This is a genomic window from Clostridium paraputrificum AGR2156, assembly GCF_000424025.1.
GTDB lineage: Bacteria > Bacillota > Clostridia > Clostridiales > Clostridiaceae > Clostridium > Clostridium paraputrificum.
The window spans coordinates 282,906-295,267 of the sequence record NZ_AUJC01000001.1 but is presented as its reverse complement, the minus strand read 5'-3'; the positions used below and the strand labels follow the sequence as shown (position 1 = coordinate 295,267).

10 protein-coding genes are annotated in these 12,362 nt (G+C 29.7%); 9 read left to right on the top strand and 1 reads right to left on the bottom strand.

Annotation, left to right across the window (positions count from 1 at the left end; translation table 11 throughout):
* The first annotated feature begins 10 nt into the window (after positions 1 to 10).
* The 9 genes from G594_RS0101385 to G594_RS18155 all read left to right on the top strand — a co-directional run bounded on the left by G594_RS0101385 (position 11) and on the right by G594_RS18155 (position 10,463).
* Positions 11 to 778, top strand: a complete 768-nt coding sequence (locus G594_RS0101385) for a hypothetical protein (RefSeq protein WP_027096912.1) — start codon at positions 11 to 13, stop codon at positions 776 to 778.
* A gap of 7 nt (positions 779 to 785) precedes the next feature.
* Complete coding sequence (locus G594_RS0101380; protein WP_027096911.1) at positions 786 to 1,394, top strand: hypothetical protein; 609 nt, start codon at positions 786 to 788, stop codon at positions 1,392 to 1,394.
* A complete protein-coding gene (locus tag G594_RS0101375; protein WP_027096910.1) occupies positions 1,378 to 2,796 on the top strand; it encodes a hypothetical protein in 1,419 nt (472 codons plus the stop codon). The genes G594_RS0101380 and G594_RS0101375 overlap by 17 nt, the downstream gene beginning before the upstream one ends.
* 70 nt (positions 2,797 to 2,866) lie before the next feature.
* A complete protein-coding gene (locus G594_RS0101370; protein WP_027096909.1) occupies positions 2,867 to 3,790 on the top strand; it encodes an aldo/keto reductase in 924 nt (307 codons plus the stop codon).
* Positions 3,791 to 3,975: 185 nt separating this feature from the next.
* Positions 3,976 to 4,455: a hypothetical protein gene (locus G594_RS0101365; protein ID WP_027096908.1), complete on the top strand. Its 480-nt coding sequence runs from the start codon at positions 3,976 to 3,978 to the stop codon at positions 4,453 to 4,455.
* A gap of 385 nt (positions 4,456 to 4,840) precedes the next feature.
* A complete protein-coding gene (locus tag G594_RS0101360; RefSeq protein ID WP_027096907.1) occupies positions 4,841 to 6,706 on the top strand; it encodes a TIGR03960 family B12-binding radical SAM protein in 1,866 nt (621 codons plus the stop codon).
* Positions 6,681 to 7,385 (top strand): TIGR03936 family radical SAM-associated protein, encoded by a 705-nt coding sequence (locus G594_RS0101355; protein WP_027096906.1) that lies wholly within the window; start codon positions 6,681 to 6,683, stop codon positions 7,383 to 7,385. Before G594_RS0101360 ends, G594_RS0101355 begins: the two co-directional genes overlap by 26 nt.
* Before the next feature lie 14 nt (positions 7,386 to 7,399).
* Positions 7,400 to 8,836: a ribonuclease E/G gene (locus G594_RS0101350; protein ID WP_027096905.1), complete on the top strand. Its 1,437-nt coding sequence runs from the start codon at positions 7,400 to 7,402 to the stop codon at positions 8,834 to 8,836.
* Between the two features lie 199 nt (positions 8,837 to 9,035).
* Positions 9,036 to 10,463, top strand: a complete 1,428-nt coding sequence (locus G594_RS18155) for a glycoside hydrolase family 18 protein (RefSeq protein ID WP_051195872.1) — start codon at positions 9,036 to 9,038, stop codon at positions 10,461 to 10,463.
* A gap of 50 nt (positions 10,464 to 10,513) precedes the next feature.
* Here the strand turns inward: G594_RS18155 and G594_RS20435 are convergent, their stop codons facing one another.
* The gene (locus tag G594_RS20435) at positions 10,514 to 12,349 is read right to left on the bottom strand and encodes a carbohydrate-binding protein (protein WP_034865799.1); all 1,836 of its coding nucleotides are present in this window, start codon (positions 12,347 to 12,349) and stop codon (positions 10,514 to 10,516) included.
* Between the last annotated feature and the right edge of the window lie 13 nt (positions 12,350 to 12,362).

The window sequence follows — 12,362 nt, the reverse complement described above, 5'->3', positions numbered from 1 at the left end:
AGGGGGCAAAGTGAAGGATAGAATTAAGAGAGTGTTATATACTATGAATTTATCTATGGATGGCAAGGGGAGAACAAGTATTAATTTATATCTAATACTTTATTTAATTTTAAGCATTGTAAGTATGAAAGTTATTAAATATACCTTTAAGAATATTTATGAGTTTTCATTATTTTCAGAAGTATATGCAGAAAATTTCAATGTTTTAGTTGAGGCTGTAGATATTATTTCTTTAATATCTACAAGTGTTTTCTTTGTAGTATTCTGGGTTTTGCCAAAGCAAAAGTATGAGTGTCAAATAACTAAAATGAGTACATTTCTACCTATAAATAAAGAAGAGTTGGTAATAAGTAGATTTTTAAGCTTTGGATATGCATTTTTATTATTACTAATTCCTTATATAGGTATGTTTAATATTAAGATGGAAAATTCTTTGATTATAGAAGTAAGGGGAATAATAGCAGCTTTTATAATAATGGCACTGTTATTTTTTACAGTAAAAAACATTGCTAGATTTTTAAAGAGAGGTATAGGGGAAAAGTTAGTAAATATATTTGGACTTATTTTAATGTTAACCCCTTATTTGATTCCCTTAATAATATTCGAAATTACAGGTGATGAAAGTATTTTTTATATTTTTAACTCATCTTTTAATAATAGATTTATTAAAAGTCTTGGGGGAAGTGAAAGTGGGCTATGGTTAGGATTAGCAATCATTATATTAATATTTATTTTTAACTATTGGTATGTAAGAAGACAGGTATATAAAGAGGGGTGAATAAATAGTGAGTTTATTAAAAATATACATTACATTAGCAAAGAAAGGTTTTCTACCTAGTCCATTGCTTGGAATAATGGGATTTGCACTAGTGTTATTTATAAATAATTCAGGGTTAGAATTAGTTGTAGTAATGTTTCCATTAGTAATTGCACTTTTAATTACAGAAAAAGAATATAATTTATTATTTACCCTTCCTATGAAAACACAGGATATTTTAAAACTTAAATATATAAATTCATATGTTCAGGTAATATTAGGGTTTATTTTAGGGGGAGTGGGATTAGCATATAAGGGAGAACTTGAACTAGGATATTTTATATATAAATTATCAGTTGTAATAATAGAATTAAATATTTTATTGTTTTTAAATTCAGATAGGGGATTGAGAAATAATAAAGAAGATGGAGCATTATTAATTCCAGCATTAATGGTAATGATAGCTATCGTATTTTATTACTTAGGAATAGAAAGCGATAAATTCAATATAGTAGATAAGTCAATAATGTATAGTGCAGGCATAGTAATAGCTGTTTTTAGTTGTTTTAATTCATATAAAAAATCTAATGCTATAGTTTATGGTGAGGGGGAAATAAACTATGAGGAAGTATCTTAGTTTAGATTATTACAAGGGAATAAGTGGGGATTTAAGAGCAAGTATATTAACTAATATAGGAAATTTGTTTATATGTATTTGTATAGTTTTTATAGGGATGAGGAGTTTAGAACCTTGGGAAAATGAATATATTATTCAATTTAATTTTAGTGGAGTTCTACTTATATTGCTTAGCATTTCATTAAACATAGGGGATAGACCTGTATTTGGTAGAAAGAGCAAAATATCAGAAGTTTTACCTATAACGGATAGAGATTATTTTATTGTAAATTTTATAGGAATGTTAATTAATATTGGAACAGTTATTTCATCTATAGGAATGTTATTCTTATTTAAATCTGGAGATGAGATGCCTGGATTAAAAGGAATAATAATTTTATATTCTATATTTGTAGTGTATTTAATAACTAAAAAAAATATCCATAAAAGCCTAGGTAAAGATTGTAAGAGAATAAAAATTCTTAATAGATTACTACTTATCCTATTATTTGTGTTGAATATTATAATAATTATAGATATAGGAGTTCCACAAGTTGATATTATAAATGTTAGAGCTAATGAAATACTGCAAACCTTAAGCTCCATGGCAATACCAGAGTTTTTTGGAAGTAGGGGATCTGCAGCTATAGTAGTTATGGGCATTATACTTTACTCTGTTTATTATAGTTACACCTATATAGTTAATGAAAAAAAGGGGAAAAAGTATTTTAATCCTTATTTTCTAGGAGTAGTTTCAGGTGGATTAAAAAATGGAGTAGTTTTTTATATAGTTGAATTTTTTTGTATAGGGGCATCTTTTCTTGTAGGATGGATTAAGGTTATAGATGTCTTAAGCAGTTCTAATCCTTTAATGGAAAATATATTTAACGCGTATATGTTGGTTGTACTTTGTGCTGTTCTAGTTTTGCTGGTTGAATATAGTCAATATAGGGAGAATTTAAAATTTCAAGGTGAAAAGATAAGAGATTATTTACCTATAAAGAAGGAAGATATACAAATTGGTATCTTTATAAGACAACTGTTAGTTTTAGTAGGTTTTTCACCTATAATTATAGTTATGTATGTAATTCAATCAAGTAATGCTTTAGTAATAGGGGCAAGAGGATTATATGTATCTTTTATAATAATGGCATTTATTTTAAATATATTTATGGTAATTAGAGATGTAAAGATTAGTGAAAAAGCTGTTTCAATAATAATGAGAGTAATTATATTTATTGGAATAATATTGGGGGTTAATGGAGGCGGTGATGGGATAAAATTAATATCATATAAGCTAATATCTACGAAGGTATTTCAATTTTTTGGGGGATATTCTGTAGGGGCAATACTTATCCCTATAGTTTTAATTTTATATTGTTATATAAATTATATATACATTACTAGAAAGAACAGAATTTAGTTGCTTTAATTATATATATGGTGGTAAGCTATAAAAGAAAACATTTTCAAAGGCGATGGAGGTTATATAAATGAAGCAAATAAAAATAGCTAATACAGATATGGAAGTATCGCAAATATCTTTAGGGTGTATGAGAATAGCAGGTCTTACTAACAATGAGGTTGAAAGATTAGTAAAGACTGCATTAGATGAAGGAATAAATTACTTTGATCATGCTGATATATATGGAAAAGGGAAGTCTGAAGAAATTTTTTCAGAAGCTATAGGAATGAATAGTTCTTTAAGAGAAAAGATGTTCATTCAATCAAAGTGTGGAATAAATCAAAAGGATGGCAACTATGATTTTTCTAAGGAGTATATTTTAGAATCAGTAGATGGAATTTTAAAAAGACTAAAAACTGATTATTTAGATGCTCTTTTACTTCATAGACCAGATGCTTTAGTAGAGCCAGAAGAAGTGGCAGAGGCGTTTAATATATTAAAGAACTCTGGAAAAGTAAGAAACTTTGGGGTTTCTAACCATAATTCACTTCAAATAGAATTATTACAAAAGTACTTAGATCAAAAGATTGTCTTTAACCAACTTCAATTAAGTGTTACTAACTCAGGAATGATTAGAACAGGACTAAATGTCAATATGGAAAATGAAGCAGGAATAAATAGAGATGGAAGTGTTCTTGATTATTGTAGATTAAATGATATTACAATACAAACATGGTCACCATTCCAGTATGGATTCTTTGAAGGAGTTTTCTTAAATAATGATAAGTTCCCAGAGTTAAATAAGACAATTGATGAAATTGCAGCTAGATATGGGGTTTCAAATACAACAATAGCTATGGCTTGGATTTTAAGACATCCAGCTAAGATGCAAGGTATAGCAGGTACTACAAATGTAGAAAGATTAAAGGAAATTTGTAAGGCATCAGATATAGTTCTTACAAGGAAAGAATGGTACGATATATTTAAGGCAGCAGGAAATACACTTCCTTAAGATAATAAGGTAAGAATAGTTAATATAGATAAGGTGGAGAAATTGCTATGCAGTTTCTCTTTTTTTTATAATTTTGCTAATTTCATTACTTTTAAATATATACATGATAATTAAATATTGTAGACTTAACTCTCTAAATGAAAATATGAAATTTGTACGTAGTAATATTAAGGAGTGGGAGAAATATGAGTAAGAGAAAAACAATTTTTCTTATAATAGTTCTTATAGTATCAATTTCTCTTAATATATTGCTTGGAATTGCTATAAATGATAAAAAGAAGATATCTTCAAAAAGATTAATTGATAACTTTGATTATTTAGGCAAGATGTGTAAGGGGATTAGAGATGAGTGTGAGTATCCAGATAATTTAGAGCTAAATACAAGAGTTTCAGTAGAAAATATAGAAAGTTATATAAAAGAAGTGGGCGTAAAAAGTTTTGGTGGGGATGAATTAAATATATATGAAGCTATAACGGCAGATATTATAGATGGTATATATAATAAAAAGATGGAAGGCATGAATTTACTAATTGAACAATTAAATTTAATAAACAAATATTTGGATGAAAATAAGGATGAGTTTATTGAACATCCTAGAAGGCTAGAAAAGGAAATAAAAGAAGAGGGGAGTTTCTTATTTAACAATCTTAAAGCAATAGAATAATAAAATACTTTTTAAAGAACGTAAGAAGAAAGATTCCATCACGAATAATTATAGAAAAAAATAAGTTGATTAGAATAATATTAATAATAAAGATAAGGATAGGTTCTGCTTAGGCAGAATTTTTTGTTTGGATTTAGGTCCATATTTATATATTTATATATTTATATATTTGTTTCTTTTTATATTTAAAACAATATTTGAATATGTATTTTTTGTATTTTAAATTTTATAGAAATTGAATCGAAAATTTGCTTTAAAGAATTTTGGAATCTTTCTTATCCAAATTATACGCTGTCTTATTTTTCTTTTTGAAAGCCACTAAGCTTTATGATAGAATTAGAAGATATGAAATAAATTATGTAAATAAACTTAGGAGGATCTATTAATGAATAAAATAACAGATCACATTCTATGTAAAGTAGAAAAGCCTGCTAGATATGTAGGTGGAGAATTAAATGAAATAATTAAAAATCCAGAAGAAGTAGATATTAGATTTGCATTCTGTTTTCCAGATGTTTATGAAGTGGGGATGTCTCACTTAGGAACAAGAATACTATATCATACTATAAATGAAAGAAAAGATACATACTGTGAAAGAGTATTTGCTCCATGGCCAGATATGGAAGAGCAATTAAGAAAGAATAATATATCTCTATGTACATTAGAAACTAAAACTCCATTAAAAGAGTTTGATATATTAGGTTTCACTCTTCAATATGAGATGAGTTATACAAACATATTAAATATGCTTGATATGTCAGGGGTAACTATAAGAGCAGAAGAAAGAGGAGAAGATGAACCTTTAGTTATGGCAGGGGGACCTTGTGCCTACAACCCAGAACCGTTAGTTGGAATAGTTGATTTCTTTGAAATTGGTGAAGGTGAAGAAATGATGGATGATGTACTTGAGGTTTATGCCAAGTACAAGAAAGGAAAGTGGGACAAAAAGGCTTTCCTAAGAGAGATATCAAAGATTGGAGGTATATATGTACCTTCACTTTATGATGTGGAATACAATGAAGATGGAACAATAAAGAGCTTTAAGCCAAAGTATGATGATGTTCCAGCAGTTGTTAAAAAGAGAATAATAAATAACTTTGATAGAGTATCATTCCCAGAAAACATGATAGTGCCTTATACAGAAATTGTTCACGATAGAATAGTTCTTGAAACCTTCAGAGGTTGTACAAATGGATGTAGATTCTGTCAAGCTGGTATGATTTATAGACCAGTTAGAGAAAAATCAAAGGAAACTTTAGTAAAGCAAGCTAGAAATATGCTTAAGAGTACAGGATATCAAGAAGTTTCACTTTCTTCATTAAGTACATGTGATTACTCTGATATTGAAGGACTTATCCATGATTTAATGGAAGAGCATGAAAAGGATAAGGTTGCAATTGCCCTACCTTCTATTAGAGTTGATGCTTTCTCAGTAGATTTAATTAAAGAAATCCAAAAGGTTAAGAAAACAGGATTAACATTTGCTCCTGAAGCTGGATCTCAAAGAATGAGAGACATAATTAACAAGGGGTTAACTGAAGAAAGAATATTAGAAGCTACTAGAAATGCTTTTGAATCAGGATGGAACAAGATTAAGCTTTATTTCATAATTGGGTTGCCATATGAAACATTAGAAGATTGTGCTGGTATTGGTGATTTAGCAGGAAAGATGGCTGATGAATATTTTGCACTTCCAAAGAATGTGAGAGCTAAGGGACTTAGTATTACAGTAAGTACATCTATATTAGTTCCAAAGCCATTTACGCCATTCCAATGGGCACCAATGGCTAGATTAGAAGAAGTAGATGAAAAGATAAATGCAGTTAAAGGTTCAATAAAATCAAGAAGCATTCACTACAACTACCATGAGCAAAAAACTTCATATATGGAAGCTGTATTTGCAAGGGGAGATAGAAGACTTAGTGAAGTATTAATTAAAGCATTTGAAAAGGGTGCTAAGTTTGATGGATGGTCTGAATACTTCAGCTTTGATATATGGAAAGAAGCATTAGCAGAGTGTAATGTTGATGGAGATTTCTTTGCTTATAGAGAAAGAGGATACGATGAAATACTTCCTTGGGACTTTATAGATATTGGAGTTACAAGAAAGTATCTTGAAAGAGAAAACGAAAAGGCTAAAAAGGCAGAGCTTACTCAAAACTGTAGAAAAGGATGTACAGGATGTGGAGTAAATGTAAACTTCAAAGAAGGAGAGTGTTTTGAGGGTGCGATACTTAATAAAGTATACTAAAGAAAGTAATATAAAATTTATTTCTCACTTAGATATAATGAGAACAATACAAAAGGTTGTAAGAAGAGCTGAATTACCAGTTAAATATTCACAAGGATTTAATCCGCATATGGCTTTATCTATAGCTCAACCTTTAGGTGTTGGAGTATATTCAAGTGGTGAATATATGGATTTAATCTTAGTTGAAGAGATGGATGTACAAGAAATTATAGATAGATTAAATGAAAAATCAGCTTCAGGAATTAAGTTTATGACAGCAACTCAAATTCCACCAACTGAGCCAAATGAGAAGAAGATGCCACAAGCTATGGCTATGATAGATGCTTGTAGATATACTATAAAGATAAACTATACAAGTGTTGAAGACCTTGAAGAGGAAGTTAAGGCTTTATTTGAAAAGAATGAATGGATTACTTTAAAGAAGAGTAAAAAGGCTGAAAAAGAAGTTAATATTAAAGAATTCATCTATGAATTTAAATTCTGGGTTAAGGATGAAGCTTTAGTTATAAATACTGTAGTTAAGTCAGGAAGTAGAGAACATTTATCAGCAGATTTATTAGCTAAATACATTAAAGAACATACCTCTAATGTAGATGAAGAGGCTTTTGTAGATATAAAGAGAGAAGAAATGTATTTTGAAAAGGGTAATAAGTTAGTACCACTATATAACTGTGTATAGGAAGTGTTAATTATATGAAAGAGATATTTATAGAAAGAAGAGAGAATATCCTAAGAATTGCCATTAGGCAAAATGGTAAATTACAAGAGTGTATTGTAGAAGAGGAAAATGGTGAACCAGTAATAGGTGAAATCTATAAGGGAAGAGTGAAAAATATAGTTTCTGCAACTAACTCCATATTTGTAGATTTAGGATTAAATAAGGAAGGGTATCTTTATTATAGTAATGAACTTAAAGCTAGAGGCATTAAGAAGGGTGAAGAAATCATAGTTGAAATTCTAAAGGAGCCTATTAATGATAAGGGTGCTAAAATAAGTGTAAAGTTTGGTATTCCATCAAAGTATTTAGTACTTGAAAGTGATGGATATGGAATAGAGTTCTCTAAAAGATTCAAGGATGAGGTTAAAAAAGAGCTTATCCTTGCTGAATTAGAGGAAATAGAAAATGGAAAGCTTATAGTTAGAACAGAAGCAGCTAATGTTAGTATTGAAGAACTTAAGCATGAAAGAAAAGTACTTCTTAATGAGTATGAAGATATACAAAGAAAAGCTAAGTATTCTTCTAATTTAGGTAAGCTTTATGGAGAAAATCTTTCTTTAATCAAGGTGCTAAGAGATAAAATTTCTGTGGATCCTGTTAAAGTTATCTTGGATAATAAAGAGGATTATGAATTTGCAAAGAATTATCTTAAAGATGATGAAAATGCAAAAATAGTATTGTATACAGATACTAGAGCCTTATTTGATGCATATGAGATTGAAAAAGAATTATTAAAGCTTAGGCATAATAAAGTTGTGCTTCCTTGTGGTGGATCAATTGTTATTGATAAAACTGAAGCTATGTATGTTATTGATGTTAACACTGGCAAAAATATTAAGGAAAGAAACTTTGAGAAGACTATATTAGAAACCAATGTGGAAGCAGCTAAAGAGATTGGTAGACAAATCTTACTTAGAAATTTAAGTGGAATAATAGTAATAGATTTTATAGATTTAAGAGATAAAGCTCATAAGTCTATAGTTATGAGAGAGCTTAAAGAAGCGCTTAAGGATGATGGTGGAAACGTAAAAATATTCCCATTTACTGAATTAAACCTGGTACAAATTGCTCGTAAGAGAATAGGTAAAAGCGTTTATGAGTATATGGAAGAATCATGTACTTTATGCAAAGGAAGTGGAAGATTATTAAAGCTATCATATCTTGAAGGATTAATTAGAAATGAGATTCTTAGATTTTACAGTGAAAATGGAATTAATGATTTCTTTATAGAGATTAATAAAACTTATGAGGATATGATAAAAGGAGATATGCTATCTTTCTTAAAAGAAATAGATGGGTTAGATAAAGGGATATATTTAAACTATATTGATGAAGTTGAAGGATACACTTTAGAACCATTAATATTTAAGAATCAGAAAGCTAACGTAAGTAAGTACCTTATTAAGAACTAACAGGATTAAGAAGAAGCTACCGTAAGGTGGTTTCTTTTTTATTTTTCGGGAAATTAAATTGTGTGTAACTTCAGGATTTGGATATTATTTGAAGTTGTTTTTTATAAAGAAAAAAATATGTGGTAAATATTGTAAAAGAATTTGTAATAGTTTACAATATATATGTAAATATAATTTATAATATGTGGGAGGTACTTTAATGAAGAAAAACTTTTTAAAAGTATTTGTGGCATCTGTAGCAGGTTTTACATTATTAGCTGGAAGTATGTTAGCTGTTCCAACTAAAGCTGCTACACAAGAAAAGGAATACAGGAATGTAGGGTATGTATTCCAGAGAAATTGTGACATTGATACATTGGATGTTACAAAGATTACTCACTTAAACTATTCCTTTGGTCTTATTTACAATAGGGAATATGAAGAACTTGGAGATGAAACTAACCCAGATGTAAAAGTTCCACATGAATTTGATGACAGTTTACTACACACAATTTATTTACCTGAAAAGGTAGCAAGTGACCTTTCAAGAATTGATGTCTTAAAAGGAAAAAATCCTGATTTAAAGGTTTTATTGTCTGTTGGTGGATGGGAATGTAGAGGTTTCTCAGATGCAGCAGCAACAGAGGAAGGAAGAAAGACTTTTGCTCAATCTTGTAAGAATGTTATTGATGAATATGGACTAGCTGGAATAGATCTAGATTGGGAATATCCTGTTAATGGTGGATGGGGAGTAATAAAATCTAGACCAGAAGATAAACAAAACTTTACTTTACTTTTAAAAGAAGTAAGAAATGCTATAGGTGATGATAAGCTATTAACAATAGCTGGTTCTGCAAATGTTAATTTTTCAAATGGTGGTTGGACAGAGTTCCAAGATGTAATTCCTTTGTTAGATTATATAAACATTATGACATATGACTTTAGATATGGTTCATGTTATTTTGATTCAGCTTTATATGCTTCAAAGACATGGAAAACTGAATTTGATTATGATGATTACAATACTGATATGGCAGTTAAATTATATTTAGAAAATGGATGTCCATCTGAAAAGATAAATATTGGATTATCCTTTAGTGCTGGCATACCACAATTGGTTAGTGATAAATTAGATGGCGAATTAAGTTTTATAAAAGATGCCCTTATAAGAGCTGGATTCCCAATGGATGAAACTGATCCAACACCAGTTCTATCAGCAGTTAAGAATTTAAAGGAATCAGATGGATTCTATAAACATTGGGATAATGATGCTAAAGCTATGTATGTAACATATAAGCATACAGATGGAAAAGAATATTTTGTTATGAGCTTTATTGAACCACAAGGGCTTTCTGCAAAAACTCAATATGTTAAAGATAATAATTTAGGTGGAACTATGTTCTGGGAATTTAGTGCTGACTATGATAATTCTTTAGTTGCACAAATAGCAAAGGAACTTAATATTAATGGCTTTGGAGAAGAAGTAGTACCTACAGAGCCAAAACCAGAAGTAAAACCTGAAACAAAGCCTGGTGAAGGTGAATTAGTTAAGACTGGAGATATGACTCCTATATTAAGTCTTATAGGTTTATCAGGAGCATCACTAGGTGTTGCAACTGTAATGTTTAGAAAAAGAAGAGCAAAATAAGATTATAGAAAGATCCCGTCATATAAATATGACGGGGATTTCTTTATATATTAAATTGCAATCCATAAAGCAGGTACATTGCTAGGTTCCCATCCATTTAGTGAAGTGTGAGGTTGAATACATTTATATTCTTTACCTGCATAAGTTACTATATCTCCAACCTTATAGGTTGTATAAGATTCCCAAGTAGGAGTCTCTACTTCATATTTTGGAACATTAACTGTTATTTCATTTGAGTTAATAGAGGAGTTTTCATAGTACAGCACTACATTATAGTTATAAGTTCCTTCAGGCTTGTTAGATATAGATTTAGTTATTATTTGAGTATTTTCATTTAAAGAAAGATTACCTGAAGCAATTTCAGTGTTATTTTCAAATAACTTATAAGAAGTAGCTAAGTTATTATCAGGAATTTCTATGGAAATTGTATAATTTCCATTTTTACATTCACTATTAGATATAGTGGCTGCTTTTAAAGCGGGTGGAGTTGGAGCTTTTACAGTAACTGTTACTTCGTTTGAATTTACAGAACTAGCAGAGTCTGATAATTCAATTTTATATTTATAAGTTCCATCAGCTTTATTTTTAACTTCATAATTTATAGAGGCTTCTTTGGATTGGCCAGCAACTAAAGTGCCAGATGATATTACCTTTGAATCTTCTAATATTTTATAGGATGTAGCAGTGTTGTAAGCAGGAACTTTAGCACTTAAAGTAAATCTACCATTTTGTACAGAACTAGCGGATAAAGTAGGCGCTTTAAGTGTATTTGTTTGTGGTGCTAAAGAATCAAAGTACTTTCGAAAATGATTTGACCATGAATAAGAAGCATATTTGTCCCAATTTATTGACCATGTCATAAGTCCCCTTAAGTTAGGATGAGCATTTTTTACAGTATAACTACCAACAGTACCACCATTCATCAATGTTGTAATTGCCTTTTCAACTTCACTATTTGAAACCCATCCATTACCTGCATAAGATGAAGTAGGTACCCCTATAACTACTTGATCCTCTCTTAAAGCAGGGAAGAAGTAATTAGGGTCTTTATTAACATTAAATCCTGTTAAAAGCATATCTGCTAATGAAACATAGAATTCAGCAGAGCCCATAGTTTGGGATTTATCATTTAAGTCGTTTATAGCACCTGAGTTATAGTATTGAACTTGAAGCCAGTCTAAAGAATCACGAAGTGCATAAATAACAGGTAGGTATGAACCAGCTCTAGAATCAACATAACTATTTAAACCACCATAGTAAGTATATCCTAATTGAACAAAGAAAGTTTCGGGAGCCATAGTAAGCATAAAGTTATCACCATATTTAGCTTTTAATTCTTTTAAAGCGCTAATTAGGTTTACAATAACTGGAGTAGTAGGATTTTTAAAGTCTTTGTCACCTGGGTCAAGATATAAAGAATGACCTTCAAAATCTATGTCTAATCCGTCTAATCCATAAGTGTCAATTATATTAGATACAGAACTTACAAATTTATCTCTTGCAGTAGCATCTTTTAATTGAACTTGGCCGTTTTGACCACCAATTGAAAGTAATACTTTCTTTCCTTTACTTTGTAGATATTTTACATCAGATTTAAATTCTTCTTCTGTAGCATTAAAAGGTTTAAATTGGATATCTCCAGAAGTTACAGATGTAGGTTCACCAAAGGATAAATTAATTACATCCCAGTTATCAGAAACATCTCTTAGTTTTATTGTACCTGAACCGTTTTCAAAGTTGTGCCAGTAACCAACTAATACATGTTTAGGAACAGAAGATGTTGAAGCAGAGGTAAGTGTAGCTGGAATTAGAGGTAAGAAAAGAGCAACTGAAAGAGTTATAGAAATAAGAAATTTCACATTTGAATTAAGAAATTTTTTAAACATAAAGCAACCCCTT

What these genes read in the sequence shown, in the direction of transcription:
- G594_RS0101375 (WP_027096910.1), top strand. Translation starts at nt 1,378, where the DNA reads ATGAGGAAGTATCTTAGTTTAGATTATTACAAGGGAATAAGTGGGGAT.
- G594_RS0101370 (WP_027096909.1), top strand. Translation starts at nt 2,867, where the DNA reads ATGAAGCAAATAAAAATAGCTAATACAGATATGGAAGTATCGCAAATA.
- G594_RS0101365 (WP_027096908.1), top strand. Translation starts at nt 3,976, where the DNA reads ATGAGTAAGAGAAAAACAATTTTTCTTATAATAGTTCTTATAGTATCA.
- G594_RS0101360 (WP_027096907.1), top strand. Translation starts at nt 4,841, where the DNA reads ATGAATAAAATAACAGATCACATTCTATGTAAAGTAGAAAAGCCTGCT.
- G594_RS0101350 (WP_027096905.1), top strand. Translation starts at nt 7,400, where the DNA reads ATGAAAGAGATATTTATAGAAAGAAGAGAGAATATCCTAAGAATTGCC.
- G594_RS18155 (WP_051195872.1), top strand. Translation starts at nt 9,036, where the DNA reads ATGAAGAAAAACTTTTTAAAAGTATTTGTGGCATCTGTAGCAGGTTTT.
- G594_RS20435 (WP_034865799.1), bottom strand. Translation starts at nt 12,349, where the DNA reads ATGTTTAAAAAATTTCTTAATTCAAATGTGAAATTTCTTATTTCTATA.